Below are 15,895 nucleotides of genomic sequence, written 5' to 3'. Positions count from 1 at the left end.
TTAGCTCTTATACTTAGGGCAAATTGCTTGTCGGAGGCGCAATGACCAGCCAACTCACCGAAAAACAGAAAGCCACCCTGTGGCAACAGCGCCGCATGGCCAGTTATCAGGCCAGTTGCCGTCTTGCCGGCTACGTACTCAGCGATATCAGCGCTGAGCAGCATGAAGAGCGACTTGAGTCACTAAGGAGGCAATATGGCGGATAACAGTCTGGCCGTGCGCGACCCTTATGTCTGGCACAACGACACGGTGTTGAAAAATCGTCTCGATATTCATGACGAAGCGCAGTTGCGTAAAGCGGAGCTGGCGTTTAGCGCTGCACGCCTGGCGACACTGGAACTCGGCCCGCGCAGCACCGGTATGCCCTGGTTATGCCATATTCATCGCACGCTGTTTCAGGATCTCTACAGTTGGGCAGGGGAGTTACGCAGCATCGATATCTGGCGTGATGAGACACCCTATTGCCATTGCGAATACATCGAGAAAGAGGGCAATGCGCTGATGAGCGCGCTGGAAGATGAACAACAACTGACAAACCTGACGCAGGATGAGTTTGTCGCGCGGCTGGCACATTATTATTGTGAGATCTTCGTATTGCACCCGTTCCGCGCGGGCAATGGCCGCACGCAGCGCATTTTCTTTGAACAGCTGGCGCTGCACGCCGGTTACCTGTTGACGTGGGATAAGCTGGAACGAGAAACGTGGCGTACCGCGTTGTTTGCTGGTGTGTCGGGCGATCTGGCACCGCTGACGACACAGTTTGCGAAAGTGGTGAGTCCCGCACGGTAAAATGCGTAGAATAGCGGCGGTTTGACTGGCCTGAGGGCACTATGCTGCTGTTAATTGATAACTACGACTCCTTCACCTGGAATCTCTACCAGTACTTCTGTGAGCTGGGCGCAGAAGTGCGCGTGGTGCGTAACGATGCCATCACGCTGGCGCAGATGGATGCGTTGCCACTGACGCATCTGGTGATTTCACCCGGTCCCTGCACGCCGGATCAGTCCGGTGTGTCTCTGGATGCCATCCGCCATTTTGCCGGTCGCTTACCGATTCTCGGTGTTTGCCTCGGCCATCAGGCAATTGCGCAAGCCTATGGCGCGCAAGTGGTGCGGGCTCGTCGGGTGATGCACGGCAAAACCTCTGTTATCCAGCACACCCATCAAGGCGTATTTCGCAACCTTAATAATCCGCTCACCGTCACGCGCTATCATTCACTGATTGTGGCGCGCGATACGCTGCCCGCAGAATTCGAAGTCACGGCCTGGAGCCTGCGTGATGGCGAGCCCGATGAGATCATGGGCTTCCGCCACCGTACGCTGCCCTTAGAAGGGGTGCAGTTCCATCCTGAGAGCATCCTCAGCGAGCAGGGCCATCAGCTATTGGCTAATTTCCTCAACGCGTAACTTATGTTTGCCTTCGTGTGATTTTTTATGCATATTTTGTGATTATAATTTCACTTCAGCTCAATAAATAACCCAATGAGGTCGGCAATGGCAGCGGAAAAACTAGCGGTAACCCGGGAAACGTTCGATAACGTGATTTTGCCTGTTTATGCACCAGCGCAGTTCGTGCCGGTAAAAGGCAAGGGCAGCCGAGTCTGGGATCAGCTGGGCAAAGAGTATATCGACTTCTCCGGCGGTATCGCGGTGACTGCTTTAGGCCATTGCCACCCGGCGCTGGTGGAAACGCTGAAAACGCAGGGCGAAACCCTGTGGCACACCAGCAACGTGTTCACCAACGAACCGGCGCTGCGTCTGGCGAGCAAATTGATTGCAGCGACCTTTGCCGATCGCGTTTTCTTTGGCAACTCCGGCGCGGAAGCTAACGAAGCTGCTTTTAAGCTGGCGCGTTATTACGCCTGCAAAAAACACAGCCCGTTCAAAAGCAAAATCATCGCCTTCCACAACGCGTTCCACGGTCGTACCTTGTTTACCGTTTCCGTTGGCGGCCAGCCTAAATACTCCGACGGCTTTGGTCCAAAGCCGGCAGATATCGTCCATGTACCGTTTAACGATCTGGATGCGGTAAAAGCGGTGATTGATGATCATACCTGCGCGATTGTTGTCGAGCCGATTCAGGGCGAAGGCGGCGTGGTGGCGGCAACTCAAGAGTTCATGCAGGGCCTGCGTGCACTGTGCTATGAGCATAAAGCGCTGCTGGTGCTGGATGAAGTGCAGAGCGGCATGGGTCGTAGCGGTAAGCTGTTCAGCTACGAACATTACGGCATCAAGCCAGACATCATCACCACCGCCAAAGCGCTGGGCGGCGGATTCCCGGTGAGTGCGATGCTGACCACCAATGAAATCGCCTCAGTGATGGCGCCCGGCGTGCACGGCACCACTTACGGCGGCAACCCGCTGGCCTGTGCGATTGCTGAAACGGCTCTGGACATCATCAACACCCCAGAAGTGCTGGGTGGCGTGGAAGCTCGTCGTCAGCAGTTCGTTGAGGCACTGCAGGCGATTGACAGCAAATATGATCTTTTCAGTGAGATTCGCGGCAAAGGTTTGCTGATTGGCGCAGCGCTGAAGCCACAGCACGCCAGTAAAGCGCGCGATATCCTCAATGCCTCGGCAGCAGAAGGGTTGATGGTTCTGACCGCAGGCACTGATGTGATTCGTTTTGTGCCGTCACTGGTGATCGAGCCGACTGACATCGAAGAAGGGATGGCGCGTTTCGCCCAAGCGATTGAGAAAGTGCTGGCGGCGTAATCATCCTTTCGGACGTAAAACTTTCAGCCAGCGGCCGTGATGTGGTCGCTGGCTCCAGGCCAGTGAAGAGATGGTGTGCATCACATTCAGGTGTTGCAGGATGCGCTTCACATGCTGCTCGACAATCGTTACCGGCCCTTCATTCATATTCTCCGGCGCTTCCAGAATATTGCTGTCATTGCCTGGCCCGTCATACGCCAGTCGCTGCTGACAGCGCTGCAGCGCAATTTCACAGGATTGCAGATAGCGTTCCGCCAGCTTCGGCGTCAGCATGGTGTGCTCACGCGCCAGGATCGTCATCGCGTTAATATGCTCCACAATGAACTGGCTGTGGGTGACCCACATGCGCATATCTTTCAGGTACTGCGCGTTGAAGCCCGGTTCGCTCGATGCCTGATTCAGTGAGTTGAACAGTGCATTGTGCGCCTGATTGACCTTCATGCGCTGGTAAGCCAGCTTTTCAGGAGATTGCTCCGGCCCCAGCAACATCCGCAAGGCTTCCTGATAAGCCTCCAGCGCATCATGCGCGTTGCTGCGCAGTAATCCGCTCTGCCACTGTGGCCACAGCCAGATCATACCGGCAAAGGCGATCAGGCAGCCCATCAGGGTATCCATCATGCGCGGCAGCAGGAACTGCGCCCCGTTCAGCGACAACAGCTGGAGCGAATACACCGCCGTCACGGTGAAGCCAATCATCGACCAGCCGTAATACTTGCGCGTGACCAGATAGCTGGCGAGGGTGATGGCCGGCATAAACAGCAGGGTGATCGATTCGGGCACTTCGAGCCGTAGCGATCCTGCGGCGATCAGCAATCCGGCAAAGGTCCCCAGCGCACGGTGCTGGATACGCACTCGTGTGGCGCTGTAGCCATTCTGGCTGACAAACATGATGGTCATCAGAATCCAGTAAGGCTTGGGAATATTAAAGAACAGCGCCAGCGCACTGCCGAACATCAGCATCACCGAAATACGAGCCGCGGTGCGCAATGCAGCGGACTTGAGCGAAAGATAGCTGCGCAGCGCCGGGAACAGCGGCAAACGGCGCTGGCGATCGGCCATCAGGTCACGGGTGTATAAAGGTTTCTGGGTGCGCAGCACGCGGGCGATGCGGCTGAAATGGTAATAGCAGAAGTTGCCCACCGGATTGTCGGGATGCTGGCGCGCAATTTTTTCCAGCGCGCCGAGCTGCTTTTCCATGTGGAAGCGATCGGGCAATTGATGATAGAGAATGGCATCGGCCAACAGGCGCAGACGCGCAGAGATGGTTTTGGCATTCCAGCGGATCACCGCTTCGGCGTGACTCTGCTCGACCAGCTTTTGCACTTCTTCCGGCTGGTGCAGGCTCACCGAGATGTGCTCCTGCAAATCAAGCGCCACCTGGAAAGCCCGCGTCAGGCGCTTGTGGCTGTTATCGCGGCTGGCAGAGAGCATGTGCATCTGCTGATAGCAGGTGGTGATCAGGTCAACGGCTTTTTGCTGACGCGCCAGCAGCGGCGGCAGCGCTTTTTCCGGATCGGTGAGCTGCGTCAGCAAGGTGTACTTGGCATCGCAGTAATCCGCCAGTTCCCGATACAGCAGACTGAGCGTTTCGCGCATCGGCTGCTCTTTCCACAGCCAGAACCAGAACCAGTTAAACAGGCCATACCATAGCGTGCCGCCGATATACAGCAGCGGCGGCACCCACATGGGCATGCGTCCTACCAGGCTGAGGCTAAAGATGGCGGCAATCAGTGTGGCGGGCAACAAGCGACCGTGCAGCGGGCTGATTTCGCCGGTCACGCCTATCAGCAGCGGCAGCACAAACAGGATCAGCGGTAACGGAATGGCGTCACTGGTGAGAAATTGGATCAGAAAACTGGCGGTGGCAAACAGGGAGCCGCCGACAATCAGGCGTTTAAAGAAGCGTTTATGCGGGGTATCGAGACCCGCCATGTTGCAGCAGGCAGGCACTAAGGAGAACAGCAGGCCTTTTTGCAGATCGCCAAACAGCCAGCCTAGTGCCACAGGCAGGCACAGCACCAGCGTTTGCCGCAGTGCGTAGTTGACCTCAGGATGATAGATGATTCGGCGCCACATCAGCTCATCGCAAACAAAAACGGCGCGATGTTGCCATCACGCCGTGGGTGATAAGAAATTAGCGGGTGCCGTAGACGACGATGGTTTTACCGTGTGCGGAGATCAGGTTCTGATCTTCCAGCATTTTCAGGATACGACCCACGGTTTCGCGTGAGCAACCCACGATCTGACCAATCTCCTGACGTGTGATTTTGATTTGCATCCCGTCGGGGTGCGTCATCGCATCGGGTTGTTTCGCCAGATTAAGCAGTGTTTGCGCAATACGGCCCGTCACATCGAGGAAGGCAAGGTTGCCCACTTTCTCGGAGGTGACTTGCAGACGACGCGCCATTTGCGACGAAAGTCGCATTAAAATATCCGGGTTTACCTGAATCAGCTGACGGAATTTTTTGTAGGAAATTTCAGCCACTTCGCAGGCAGTCTTAGCACGTACCCAGGCACTACGTTCCTGGCCTTCTTCAAACAGGCCGAGTTCGCCGATGAAGTCTCCCTGATTGAGGTAGGAGAGGATCATCTCTTTGCCTTCTTCATCTTTGATCAGAACCGCAACGGAACCTTTCACGATGTAGTACAGCGTTTCCGCTTTCTCACCCTGATGGATGAGCGTGCTTTTGGACGGATATTTGTGAATATGGCAATGGGACAGGAACCATTCGAGTGTAGGGTCTGTTTGCGGTTTGCCGAGAACCATTCGCTATTATCCTCTGTTGTAATCGTGCCCAAAACACAGGGGGCAGTTTTCCCTGTCAGGCGGTGTAATCGTCGAGCGTTTCCAGTAAAGGAAAATTATTTCCGGGTGATTCTTAAGCTACGCTTTTGATTCTTCCCGCCTTCGTCTGTGATGACGAAAATATTTTCAGCACTGTTTGTAGCACAGCTTTTGCAAGCTGTCTTCTGTTGTCTCGCTTCAGCAACAGGCGGAAGAGTCTGGATTGCTGTTTATCAAGTGAAAGCGTACTCTGGCGGCAAAACCGCCACTTCAGGAGAAAGAATAATGCAGGCACGAGTGAAATGGGTGGAAGGGCTGACCTTTCTCGGAGAATCCTCATCAGGCCATCAGGTATTAATGGACGGTAACTCGGGTGACAAAGCGCCAAGCCCGATGGAGATGGTTTTGATGGCAGCAGGCGGCTGTAGCGCGATTGACGTGGTATCGATCCTGCAAAAAGGCCGAAATGATGTGGCTGACTGCGAGGTGAAACTCACCTCCGAGCGCCGGGAAGAAGCGCCACGTATTTTTACGCAAATCAACCTGCATTTTATCGTTAGCGGCACAGCGCTAAGCGATAAAGCGGTGGCGCGGGCCGTCGATCTGTCGGCGGAGAAGTATTGCTCGGTGGCGATCATGCTCGGCAATAGTGTGAAAATGACGCACAGTTACGAAGTGATTGAGCGATAACATAAGTGGGCGGCCAAACGGCCGCCGCTACAGAATTTCTGGATTATTCAATCCGTTTACCTTCAATCAGCCGCTGCACCAGTGGCGTCATGATTAACTCCATTGCCAGCCCCATTTTGCCGCCCGGCACCACCAGCGTGTTCATATGCGAAATGAACGAGCCCTGGATCATCGCCAGCAGGTAAGGGTAAGCAATGCCTTCCAGTCCACGGAAGTGAATCACCACAAAGCTTTCATCGAGTGAGGGAATTTCACGTGCGGCAAATGGGTTTGACGTATCCACCGTAGGTACACGCTGGAAGTTGATGTGGGTGCGCGAGAACTGCGGCGTGATGAAGTTGATATAATCCTCCATTGAACGCACCACTGAATCCATCACCGCTTCACGGGAATGGCCGCGCTCGCTGGTGTCGCGCACCAGCTTTTGAATCCACTCCAGATTGACAATCGGCACCACGCCGACCAGCAAATCGACATGCTCGGCGACGTTGTGCTGCTGTGTAACCACGCCACCGTGTAATCCTTCATAGAACAGCACGTCAGTGTTTTCCGGCAGCGGCTGCCAGGGCGTAAAGGTGCCCGGCACCTGATTCCACGGCACCGCTTCGTCGTAGGTGTGCAGATATTTGCGCGACTCACCCAGCCCGGTTTTTCCGTAATGCTTAAACGTCTGTTCCAGCAGCCCGAAGTCATTGGCTTCCGGACCGAAGTAGCTAATATGACGGCCCAGATCGCGTGCCTTACGGATCGCCATATCCATTTCTGGACGGGTATAACGGTGAAAACTGTCACCTTCCACTTCCGCAGCATGCAGATTCAGCTGCTGGAAAATCTTACGGAAGGCGAGGCTGGTGGTCGTGGTACCGGCACCGCTGGAACCGGTCACGGCAATGATTGGATGCCTGGCTGACATAACAGAACTCCCTGTGAAGTCGGGCGATGAGCATTGTTACCACGAATTACTGCGCGGTGCATTAACCGCGAAACTCGCCTTTCGGCATAATGTTGACGGATTCATGCAGTTCCGACCACACCAGCACAACGTCTCCGCGCTCCAGCTGGCGGCGCACGTCGGCGACTTTTTGTTCCAGGCTGCGCTCCTGCTCACCATAGTCGGTTCCCTCGCGCAGCACGAAAGTTTCAATCAGGTTTTCCAGTGTTGCGACTTCAAGTTCTTGCCAGGGAATAATCACGATCACACATCCAGATAGGTTGAAAGCCAGTCAGGCACACGCTGTTCCAGCCACATTTTCGGCTTCATTAACGTACCGCCAACAAAGCCAACGTGCCCGCCTTGTTGTGTCAGCTGATATTCAATGGAAGGCGACAGTTGCGCCGGCTGCGGGATTACTGCATCGGTCATAAAGGGATCGTCTTTGGCATGGATGATCAGCAGCGGCTTGCGCACGCCCGTGAGCAGCGGCATAGCGCTGGCACGTTGATAATAGTCGTTGGCATCCAGAAAACCGTGCGCCCGTGCGGTAATCGCATCATCAAACTCACGAATGCGGCGAAATGCGCGCAACTGGCTCAGTTCCACCGGTAGTGTGCCGGGCCAGGCCAGCAGTTTACGCGTAGCGTTCTGTTTCAGCTTGGTCAGTAAATAGTGCTGATAGAAACGAGAAAAGCCAGCATCGAGCTTTTCACTACAGGGTTCGAGCGCAAAGGGTGCCGAGATGGCGACGGCGGCATCCACAGGCACATCATTCCCGTGCATGCCCAATAAATAGGCCAGCATATTGCCACCGAGTGAAACGCCCACTGCTGCAGTCGGCACCGTGCCCCATTCGCGCTGCAACCAGTGCAGGAAAAAGGTCGCATCTTCGGTTTCACCGGAATGATAGATGCGCTCCAGACGATTCGGCTCGCCGCTGCATCCACGAAAGTGCATCACCACCGCCAGCCAGCCACGCGCCTGACACGCCTGCATCAGGCCATGCGCATACGGGCTACGGAAGCTGCCTTCCAGGCCATGGAACATCACCATGCGCGGTTTGTGACGCGCCTGTGCTGGATCTTCGCTCCACGCGAGATCGACAAAATCACCGTCCGGCAGGTCAAGTCGCTGCCAGTGCGGACGCAGGGTTACGCGCCGACGCAGTATGCGCGGCAGCAGGGTTTGCAGATGCGCGTTACTGAATCCGCGCAGCGGTGTAAATCGCTCGCCGTTCAGGCGATCAAAATAGCTTGGGTAAAGGCTTGTCTGATGCATAACTCGCTGATAGCTTCGATGGGTTGTCCGCTTTACTGGGTGAGGAGCACCCGAATATACATGGAACTGAGTCTTTTTTTATCAATGTTGGGTTTTCTTTGGGTCGCTGCCATCACGCCAGGGCCCAATAATATGTTACTTACCGCCTCAGGTGCTAATTTTGGCTTCCTGCGCACCATCCCGCTGCTCATTGGTATCATGATTGGTATGCAAGTCATGTTGCTGATGGTGGCATTTGGCATCGGTGGTTTGATCCTGCTTTATCCCTCTCTGCATCTGGTGCTAAAGATTGCCGGTAGCCTCTACCTGCTGTGGCTGGCGTGGAAAATTGCCACCGCGGAGTACGAGAAGCTGGAAACTGAAGATGCCAACGTCAAGCAGATGCCGTTCTGGCAGGGTGGCCTGCTACAGTTGATCAACCCAAAAGCCTGGCTGATGGCGTTGGGCGCGGTAGCCAGCTTTAGCCTGGCGGGCGATGCGTATCTGCATTCGGTGATCGCCATCAGTATCGGTATGGCGCTGGTCAATGTGGTATCCGGTGTTATCTGGATGGGATTTGGTTCGCTGATTGGCCGTCTGTTGCGCAGCCCGCGCGCGTGGAAAATCTTCAACCTGGCGATGGGTGCGCTCACTGCCGCCTGTGTACTGCTGATCTGGCGTTGAGTTAGCTGGAGGCGCGTTCAACGCGCTTCCAGGGTAACACTTCACGCACCACGTCACTGTGCGGCTGGCGGATGCGGTTCAGTAGCAGCTGAACACTGCGTGCACCCAGCCGATTCATCGGTTGTTCGATGGTGGTCAGCGGTGGATTGAGGCTGCTGGTGAAGGGAATACCATCAAACCCCACGACAGCGAGATCTTCCGGAATGCGCAATCCGGCCTCCAGCGCGGCGTGAATCACGCCAACCGCCAGCACATCTGAGACTGCAAACACGGCGTCTGGTCGCTCCGGTCGTGCCAGCAGTTCACGCAGTGCGGCACTGCCCGCTTCACACGAAATGTTTTCCGCGTAAGCCACGCCACCCCAATTTAGTTCCAGCTGTTCCAGCGCTTCGCGATAGCCACTTTCACGCTGATGCGAGTAAAGGTAGCGCATATCACAGTTAACCAATGCAATACGGCGGCGGCCTTTGTTGGCCAGATAACGCACGGTTTCGTAAGCCGCTTCTTTATTGTTTATCGTGACACTAGAAGCAGCGATAGCCGGATCGTATTCGGCGCATTGCACCCAAGGCGCGTCACCTATCAACCCCTTCAGCTGTTGCAGGCAGGCCGCGGCATCCATGGTGATCACGCCATCGACCACTTTACCGCTTAATAACGCCAGATAAGCGGCTTCACGCGGCAGCTGTGAGGCCGAATTGCACAACAGGATGTGATAACCCTGCGCTTCGGCTTCAGCTTCAATGCCTTGCACCACACGTGAACAGAAAGGATTGGTGATGTCTGAAATTAACACCAGCAACATATGGCTCTGGGCAGTACGCAGCTGGCGGGCCAGCAGGTTGGGCTGATAGTCACAGTGTTCGATGGCCGCCAATACCTTTGCTCGTGTATCAGAACGCACGCCTGGATGCTGGTTCAACACCCGAGAAACCGTGGCTTTAGACACGCCAGCAAGACGGGCAACTTTCTCAATCGACATGGATTTCAGTACCGCCAGTAGAGGTGACAAATCAGGAGCCTATCAATAGCACAGTCGCTATGTGAGCGTGTGACATATTTCCGTCTTTACGCCTTCTTTGCATTTGCGCATTTCGCATAGCGTTGCCCGATGTTGATCTAAGAACAGATTTTCATTAGGGATAATTTTTAATTCCTTTATGAAATTACAGCCGCTGGAGAAACTGCCATCACGACATAACATTGGGGTGAATGATGATGGCAGTAAAAAAAACGATAACGGCAGTGGCGGCAGCATTGGCCCTGATGGCATTCCAGGCACAGGCGGTCAACGTCACCGTGGCATATCAAACCTCGGCGGAACCGGCCAAAGTGGCGCAGGCCGATAACACCTTTGCTAAAGAGAGTGGCGCGACGGTCGATTGGCGCAAGTTTGATAGCGGTGCCAGCGTGCTGCGGGCATTGGCTTCCGGTGATGTGCAAATCGGTAATATCGGGTCCAGCCCGCTGGCAGTGGCGGCAACACAGCAGTTGCCCATCGAAGCTTTCTTACTGGCATCACAGCTTGGCAATTCCGAAGCGCTGGTGGTCAAAAAATCCATCACCAGTCCCAGGGATCTGATTGGCAAACGCATCGCCGTGCCCTTCATCTCCACCACCCATTACAGCCTGCTGTCAGCGCTCAAACATTGGGGCATCAAGCCATCGCAGGTGCAGTTAGTGAATCTGCAACCGCCAGCCATTATTGCAGCGTGGAAACGCGGTGATATTGACGGCGCGTACGTCTGGTCACCGGCGGTAAACGAGCTGGAAAAGGATGGCACGGTGTTAACCGACTCTTCTCAGGTGGGCAAATGGGGATCGCCAACGCTGGATGTGTGGGTGGTGCGCAAAGATTTCGCTCAGCAGCATCCTGAAGTGGTTACCGCTTTCGCGCGCAGTGCGATTGAGGCACAGCAAGCCTACATTGCGAATCCAGAACAGTGGCTCAAGCAGCCCGACAATCTCAGCAAACTGGCGCGCCTGAGTGGCGTACCGGAAAGCGATGTGCCGGTGCTGGTGCAAGGCAATACCTACCTGACCGCACAGCAGCAGGTGGAACAGCTGGGCAAGCCAGTGAACAAAGCCATTGTTGATACCGCGCACTTCCTGAAAGAGCAGGGCAAAGTGCCGGATGCCGCTAACGATTACAGCAGCTTTGTCACCACGCGCTTTGTCGCGCCTTTGGCGAAATAACGGAGGCCGTATGCTCAGCATCACCAATCTGAATGCACGTTACGCCGGACAACCCGCGCTGCAGGATATCAACCTGCAGCTGGATCAACGCGACCTGCTGGTGGTGCTGGGACCGTCAGGCTGTGGCAAAACCACCTTACTGAACTTGATCGCCGGATTCCTGCCGCTGGAGTCAGGCAGTATCACGCTGGATGGCAAAGCGGTAAATGGACCGGGCGCAGAACGCGGCGTGGTGTTTCAGAACGAAGGGCTACTGCCGTGGCGTAACGTGATTGATAACGTGGCGTTTGGCTTGCAGCTGGCGGGAATGGACAAGGCAGAACGCCACGCCATCGCCCGCCGCTTGATCCGCAAAGTCGGGCTGGAAGGTGCGGAAAAGCGTTTTATCTGGCAGCTCTCTGGGGGTCAACGTCAGCGCGTGGGGATTGCGCGTGCGCTGGCGGCTGATCCTCAGTTGCTGCTGTTAGATGAACCCTTTGGTGCGCTGGATGCTTTTACCCGTGAACAGATGCAAACCCTGCTGCTGACGCTATGGCGGGATACCGGCAAACAGATTTTGCTGATTACCCACGACATTGAAGAAGCGGTGTTTCTTGCCAGTGAACTGGTGCTGCTTTCGCCGGGGCCAGGTCGCGTGGTGGAGCGCAACAAACTCGATTTTGGCCAGCGTTTCGCCGCCGGCGAGCCGTGCCGCAGTATCAAATCCGATCCGGCTTTTATCGAACGCCGTGAATACGTGTTGAACCAGGTCTTTTCCCAGCGGGAGGCGTTTGTATGAGCGCGGTGATTGATGAGAAAACCCAGACTCGCCGACGCACGTTGCGCTGGCCTTTTTCACCGCAGTTTTCCCTGAGCTTGCTGAGTGTAGCCGTGCTGCTACTGGTGTGGTGGGGCGTGACGGCGCTCAATTTGGTGGCACCGCTGTTTCTGCCGCCACCCCAGCAGGTGCTGCAAAAGTTACTGCTGATCGCCAGCCCACAAGGCTTTATGGATGCGACCCTATGGCAGCACCTGGGCGCCAGCCTGACGCGCATGCTGGTGGCGCTGTTTTTTGCCGCGTTGATTGGCATCCCGGTGGGTATTGCAATGGGCCTGAGCCCGGCGATTCGTGGGCTGCTCGATCCGCTGATTGAACTCTATCGTCCGGTGCCGCCATTGGCCTATTTGCCGCTGATGGTGATTTGGTTTGGCATCGGCGAAACCTCGAAAATCTTACTAATCTATCTGGCGATCTTCGCGCCGGTGACGCTGTCGACGCTGGCAGGAGTGAAGAATGCTCAGCAGGTACGGATTCGCGCTGCGCAGGCACTAGGCGCTTCACGCTGGCAGCTACTGCGCTTTGTCATCCTGCCGGGCGCATTGCCTGAAATCCTTACCGGTTTACGCATTGGCCTTGGCGTGGGTTGGTCCACGCTGGTGGCCGCCGAACTGATTGCCGCCACGCGAGGGCTCGGCTTTATGGTGCAGTCGGCGGGCGAGTTTCTTGCCACCGATGTGGTACTGGCCGGTATCGCAGTGATTGCCTTAATCGCCTTTAGTTTAGAACTGGGTCTGCGCGCCTTGCAGCGCCGTCTGACACCCTGGAATGGAGAGCAGCAATGAACGAACGTGTCACCTTTACCGCGCTGGGCCCGTATATCGGTGCGCAGGTCAGCGACCTCGATCTCAGCCGCCCGTTAAGCGACGCGCAGTTTGAGCAGCTTTATCATGGTCTGCTGCGCCATCAGGTGTTGTTCCTGCGCAATCAGGTGATCACGCCGGAACAGCATCGCGCTCTGGCGATTCGCTTTGGTGATTTGCACATCCATCCGGTGTATCCACATGCGGAAGGAGTGGAAGAAATTATCGTGCTGGATACCCATCAGGATAATCCACCGGATAACGATAACTGGCACACCGATGTGACCTTTATTGAAACGCCGCCGGCGATTGCGATTTTAGCGTCTAAACTGCTGCCGGAGAGCGGTGGCGATACGTTGTGGTCAACGGGCATTGCGGCCTATGAAGCGTTGTCCGAACCGTTTAAGCAACTGCTGAGCGACTTGCAGGCGGAGCATGATTTTAAGAAGTCGTTCCAGGAGTATAAATACCGCAAGACGGAAGAAGAGCATCAGCGCTGGCAGCAAGCGGTCGCCAAACATCCGCCGGTGCAGCATCCGGTGATTCGTACCCATCCGGTGAGCGGGCGCAAGGCGCTGTTTGTCAATGAAGGCTTCACGACGCGTTTACTGGGATTGAGTGAGAAGGAGAGCGAAGCACTGCTGAATTTCCTGTTCTGGCACACGGCAAAACCGGAGTTTCAGGTGCGCTGGCGCTGGCAGGAGAATGATGTGGCTATTTGGGATAACCGCGTCACGCAGCATTATGCGAATGCCGATTACTATCCGGCGCGGCGAGTAATGCATCGGGCGACGGTGTTAGGGGATGTTCCGTTTTAAAAGAGTGCGGTGGTTAACCAGGTCGGCCTAAATGCCGACCTGTCGGCAGAAGTTGAACAAGAATACCGGACTTACAACAGACGCTGAGCATCCACGAAATCCGCACCAGACATACTTGCCTGACAGCAGAAGCTGAACAAGAATGCTGGCCTTCCAGAGATGCGAATCTTGCCTGCTGATCTTACAGCAGGCACTCACCCTGCAGGGGCAGCATGGATGCTGAACGCTAACTCGCCAGCATCTGCTCCAGCTGTTCCTGGGCATCCAGCCAGGCCATTTCAACATCTTCCAGCGCGGACTTGCTTTCGGCCTGACGTTGCAGCGCCGAGGTCAGATCCGCTTTACGGCTCTGATCGTAAATGGCACTGTCAGAGAGTTGCGCTTCTGCTTCGCTGAGCTGGCTCTGCCACTTCGCCATCTGCTTCTCTAACTTCTCGATCTCTTTACGCAACGGCTGAGTTTGCGCGCGCAGTTCAGCATCGCGGCGTTTCTGATCTTTACGAGACTGGGCGCTGTTGGCGTTATCCTGCTTCGGTGCAGCATCCTGCTGGGCTTGCTGCTTTTGCAGATCGCTCAACCACTGCTGGTAATCATCGAGATCGCCTTCAAACACATCGACTTTGCGGTCATGCACCAGATAGAGATCGTCGGTGGTGGATCGTAGTAAATGACGGTCATGCGAAACCACCACCAGCGCGCCTTCGAAATCAATCAGCGCTTCGGTCAATGCCTGACGCATGTCGAGATCAAGGTGGTTGGTCGGTTCATCGAGTAGCAGCAGATTTGGACGTTGCCAGACGATCAGTGCCAGCACCAGTCGCGCTTTTTCACCGCCTGAGAAACGTTCAGTGATTTCACTGACTTTATCACCCTGGAAACCGAAGCCGCCCAGATAATCACGCAGCTGTTGTTCCAGCGTTTGTGGCGCAATACGGGCCAGATGCTGCAATGGCGATTCATCGGCGCGCAGGTATTCAAGTTGATGCTGAGCGAAGTAGCCAAGCTTGATGCCTTTTGCCAGGCCAACTTTGCCATCCAGCGCTTCAATTTCACCGGCCAGCAGTTTGATCAGCGTTGATTTACCCGCACCGTTACGGCCGAGTAGACCGATGCGTGAACCCGGTACCAGATTCAGTTTGATGGCATCAAGAATGATGCGTTCGCCATAACCCGCCGTGACTTTCTCCATTTTCAATAATGGATTGGGCAGGCTCTCTGGTGCGCGGAAGCTGAAGCTAAACGGGTTATCGACGTGAGCCGGGGCAATTAACTCCATGCGCTCCAGCATCTTGATACGGCTCTGCGCCTGTTTGGCTTTAGTGGCCTGGGCGCGGAAGCGATCGATGTACTTTTGCAGGTGCTGTACTTTTTCCTGCTGGCTCTGGAACAACGCCTGCTGCTGCGCCAGTTTGGCGACGCGCTGGCGCTCGAACGAGCTATAGTTGCCGGTGTATTCGAACATCGTCTGCTGTTCGATATGAATGATTTTATCCACCACCGGATCAAGGAAGTCACGGTCATGCGAGATGAGGATCAGCGTGCCTTCATAGCTTTTCAACCAGCGCTCTAGCCAGATAACAGCATCAAGATCGAGGTGGTTAGTCGGCTCATCCAGTAGCAGCAGATCGGATCGGCACACCAGCGCTTGCGCAAGGTTAAGGCGCATGCGCCAGCCACCGGAGAAATCACTCACCGGCCGCATTAATTGTTCCTGGCTAAAGCCCAATCCGTGCAGCAGGCTGGAGGCGCGAGCATGTATGCTCCACGCCTGAATCGCATCCAGCTTGCCATGCAGCAGAGCGATGGCGTTGCCGTCATCCCTGGCGTTGGCATCAGCTAATTCGGATTCAAGCTGACGATATTCGCGGTCGCCGTCGATAACATATTCCAGCGCGGCTTTAGTGAGGGCCGGGGTTTCCTGGTTCACCCATGCCAGCGCCCAGTTACCTGGAAAAGTGAAATTGCCTGCATCACTGCTAATTTCGCCCTTCAGGAGCGACAGCAGCGTGGATTTTCCACAGCCGTTCTTACCCACCAAACCGACTTTTTGGCCGGGATTAATGGTGGCTGTTGCGTTGTCCAGCAGCACGTTAGTGCCGCGGCGTATTTGTAATGCGGAAAAGACAATCATAAGCGCCGTATCGTCAGAATATGTTAATTTATCGGCAACATAATTCAATAATGGTTAGTTGCGTCG

At 55.3% G+C, this 15,895-nt stretch carries 17 protein-coding genes; 10 read left to right on the top strand and 7 right to left on the bottom strand.

Features of this window, described 5'->3' with window-relative positions; translation table 11 throughout:
* The first annotated feature begins 41 nt into the window (after positions 1-41).
* The 4 genes from AC6I8L_RS18415 (at position 42) to argD (ending at position 2,714) form a co-directional block, all read left to right on the top strand.
* Positions 42-206 carry a YhfG family protein gene (locus AC6I8L_RS18415; RefSeq protein WP_072016960.1) on the top strand — a complete coding sequence of 55 codons (165 nt, stop codon included), beginning with the start codon at positions 42-44 and terminating at the stop codon, positions 204-206.
* Complete coding sequence (locus AC6I8L_RS18410; protein ID WP_058960598.1) at positions 196-789, top strand: putative adenosine monophosphate-protein transferase Fic; 594 nt, start codon at positions 196-198, stop codon at positions 787-789. The genes AC6I8L_RS18415 and AC6I8L_RS18410 overlap by 11 nt, the downstream gene beginning before the upstream one ends.
* A gap of 41 nt (positions 790-830) precedes the next feature.
* A complete protein-coding gene (locus AC6I8L_RS18405; RefSeq protein WP_058960599.1) occupies positions 831-1,406 on the top strand; it encodes an aminodeoxychorismate synthase component II in 576 nt (191 codons plus the stop codon).
* Positions 1,407-1,493: 87 nt separating this feature from the next.
* On the top strand, positions 1,494-2,714 hold the full coding sequence (gene argD / locus AC6I8L_RS18400) for a bifunctional acetylornithine/succinyldiaminopimelate transaminase (protein ID WP_058960600.1): 1,221 nt from the start codon (positions 1,494-1,496) through the stop codon (positions 2,712-2,714).
* On the opposite strand, the gene AC6I8L_RS18395 is transcribed toward argD, so the two are convergent.
* Together AC6I8L_RS18395 and crp are read right to left on the bottom strand one after the other, a co-directional pair.
* Entirely contained in the window at positions 2,715-4,790 is a 2,076-nt protein-coding gene (locus AC6I8L_RS18395; protein ID WP_058960601.1) for a YccS/YhfK family putative transporter, read from the bottom strand. It lies immediately after the preceding gene.
* A 58-nt stretch (positions 4,791-4,848) separates the two neighbouring features.
* On the bottom strand, positions 4,849-5,481 hold the full coding sequence (gene crp / locus AC6I8L_RS18390) for a cAMP-activated global transcriptional regulator CRP (protein WP_000242758.1): 633 nt from the start codon (positions 5,479-5,481) through the stop codon (positions 4,849-4,851).
* Positions 5,482-5,784: 303 nt separating this feature from the next.
* Between crp and AC6I8L_RS18385 the strand changes: the two genes are divergently transcribed.
* The gene (locus AC6I8L_RS18385; protein WP_034819576.1) at positions 5,785-6,189 is read left to right on the top strand and encodes an OsmC family protein; all 405 of its coding nucleotides are present in this window, start codon (positions 5,785-5,787) and stop codon (positions 6,187-6,189) included.
* A 43-nt stretch (positions 6,190-6,232) separates the two neighbouring features.
* On the opposite strand, the gene AC6I8L_RS18380 is transcribed toward AC6I8L_RS18385, so the two are convergent.
* The 3 genes from AC6I8L_RS18380 to AC6I8L_RS18370 form a co-directional block, all read right to left on the bottom strand.
* The gene (locus AC6I8L_RS18380; RefSeq protein ID WP_034819573.1) at positions 6,233-7,102 is read right to left on the bottom strand and encodes a phosphoribulokinase; all 870 of its coding nucleotides are present in this window, start codon (positions 7,100-7,102) and stop codon (positions 6,233-6,235) included.
* Positions 7,103-7,163: 61 nt separating this feature from the next.
* Complete coding sequence (locus AC6I8L_RS18375; protein ID WP_034820041.1) at positions 7,164-7,382, bottom strand: YheU family protein; 219 nt, start codon at positions 7,380-7,382, stop codon at positions 7,164-7,166.
* Between the two features lie 2 nt (positions 7,383-7,384).
* Positions 7,385-8,401, bottom strand: a complete 1,017-nt coding sequence (locus tag AC6I8L_RS18370; protein WP_058960602.1) for a hydrolase — start codon at positions 8,399-8,401, stop codon at positions 7,385-7,387.
* Between the two features lie 60 nt (positions 8,402-8,461).
* Here AC6I8L_RS18370 and AC6I8L_RS18365 point away from each other — a divergent pair, with 60 nt between their 5' ends.
* Complete coding sequence (locus AC6I8L_RS18365; RefSeq protein ID WP_034819569.1) at positions 8,462-9,064, top strand: LysE family translocator; 603 nt, start codon at positions 8,462-8,464, stop codon at positions 9,062-9,064.
* Between the two features lies 1 nt (position 9,065).
* Here AC6I8L_RS18365 and AC6I8L_RS18360 read toward each other — a convergent pair whose 3' ends face one another.
* Positions 9,066-10,046, bottom strand: coding sequence for a LacI family DNA-binding transcriptional regulator (locus AC6I8L_RS18360; RefSeq protein WP_058960604.1), 981 nt, complete (start codon positions 10,044-10,046; stop codon positions 9,066-9,068).
* A 233-nt stretch (positions 10,047-10,279) separates the two neighbouring features.
* Between AC6I8L_RS18360 and tauA the strand changes: the two genes are divergently transcribed.
* From tauA to tauD, 4 genes are read left to right on the top strand one after another with little or no spacing between them, the layout of a single operon-like run.
* Positions 10,280-11,260, top strand: coding sequence for a taurine ABC transporter substrate-binding protein (tauA, locus tag AC6I8L_RS18355; protein ID WP_160834616.1), 981 nt, complete (start codon positions 10,280-10,282; stop codon positions 11,258-11,260).
* Positions 11,261-11,270: 10 nt separating this feature from the next.
* Positions 11,271-12,038, top strand: a complete 768-nt coding sequence (tauB, locus tag AC6I8L_RS18350; protein ID WP_058960605.1) for a taurine ABC transporter ATP-binding subunit — start codon at positions 11,271-11,273, stop codon at positions 12,036-12,038.
* Positions 12,035-12,862 carry a taurine ABC transporter permease TauC gene (gene tauC / locus AC6I8L_RS18345; RefSeq protein ID WP_058960606.1) on the top strand — a complete coding sequence of 276 codons (828 nt, stop codon included), beginning with the start codon at positions 12,035-12,037 and terminating at the stop codon, positions 12,860-12,862. Before tauB ends, tauC begins: the two co-directional genes overlap by 4 nt.
* Complete coding sequence (gene tauD / locus AC6I8L_RS18340; protein ID WP_058960607.1) at positions 12,859-13,698, top strand: taurine dioxygenase; 840 nt, start codon at positions 12,859-12,861, stop codon at positions 13,696-13,698. The genes tauC and tauD overlap by 4 nt, the downstream gene beginning before the upstream one ends.
* A 226-nt stretch (positions 13,699-13,924) precedes the next feature.
* On the opposite strand, the gene AC6I8L_RS18335 is transcribed toward tauD, so the two are convergent.
* Positions 13,925-15,829: an ABC transporter ATP-binding protein gene (locus tag AC6I8L_RS18335; protein ID WP_058960608.1), complete on the bottom strand. Its 1,905-nt coding sequence runs from the start codon at positions 15,827-15,829 to the stop codon at positions 13,925-13,927.
* Positions 15,830-15,895: the final 66 nt, after the last annotated feature.

The organism is Type-E symbiont of Plautia stali (genome assembly GCF_059731115.1).
This window is presented reverse-complemented; position numbering and strand designations above follow the sequence as displayed.

What these genes read in the sequence shown, in the direction of transcription:
- AC6I8L_RS18415 (WP_072016960.1), top strand. Translation starts at nt 42, where the DNA reads ATGACCAGCCAACTCACCGAAAAACAGAAAGCCACCCTGTGGCAACAG.
- AC6I8L_RS18410 (WP_058960598.1), top strand. Translation starts at nt 196, where the DNA reads ATGGCGGATAACAGTCTGGCCGTGCGCGACCCTTATGTCTGGCACAAC.
- AC6I8L_RS18405 (WP_058960599.1), top strand. Translation starts at nt 831, where the DNA reads ATGCTGCTGTTAATTGATAACTACGACTCCTTCACCTGGAATCTCTAC.
- argD (WP_058960600.1), top strand. Translation starts at nt 1,494, where the DNA reads ATGGCAGCGGAAAAACTAGCGGTAACCCGGGAAACGTTCGATAACGTG.
- AC6I8L_RS18395 (WP_058960601.1), bottom strand. Translation starts at nt 4,790, where the DNA reads ATGTGGCGCCGAATCATCTATCATCCTGAGGTCAACTACGCACTGCGG.
- crp (WP_000242758.1), bottom strand. Translation starts at nt 5,481, where the DNA reads ATGGTTCTCGGCAAACCGCAAACAGACCCTACACTCGAATGGTTCCTG.
- AC6I8L_RS18385 (WP_034819576.1), top strand. Translation starts at nt 5,785, where the DNA reads ATGCAGGCACGAGTGAAATGGGTGGAAGGGCTGACCTTTCTCGGAGAA.
- AC6I8L_RS18380 (WP_034819573.1), bottom strand. Translation starts at nt 7,102, where the DNA reads ATGTCAGCCAGGCATCCAATCATTGCCGTGACCGGTTCCAGCGGTGCC.
- AC6I8L_RS18370 (WP_058960602.1), bottom strand. Translation starts at nt 8,401, where the DNA reads ATGCATCAGACAAGCCTTTACCCAAGCTATTTTGATCGCCTGAACGGC.
- AC6I8L_RS18365 (WP_034819569.1), top strand. Translation starts at nt 8,462, where the DNA reads ATGGAACTGAGTCTTTTTTTATCAATGTTGGGTTTTCTTTGGGTCGCT.
- AC6I8L_RS18360 (WP_058960604.1), bottom strand. Translation starts at nt 10,046, where the DNA reads ATGTCGATTGAGAAAGTTGCCCGTCTTGCTGGCGTGTCTAAAGCCACG.
- tauA (WP_160834616.1), top strand. Translation starts at nt 10,280, where the DNA reads ATGATGGCAGTAAAAAAAACGATAACGGCAGTGGCGGCAGCATTGGCC.
- tauB (WP_058960605.1), top strand. Translation starts at nt 11,271, where the DNA reads ATGCTCAGCATCACCAATCTGAATGCACGTTACGCCGGACAACCCGCG.
- tauC (WP_058960606.1), top strand. Translation starts at nt 12,035, where the DNA reads ATGAGCGCGGTGATTGATGAGAAAACCCAGACTCGCCGACGCACGTTG.
- tauD (WP_058960607.1), top strand. Translation starts at nt 12,859, where the DNA reads ATGAACGAACGTGTCACCTTTACCGCGCTGGGCCCGTATATCGGTGCG.
- AC6I8L_RS18335 (WP_058960608.1), bottom strand. Translation starts at nt 15,829, where the DNA reads ATGATTGTCTTTTCCGCATTACAAATACGCCGCGGCACTAACGTGCTG.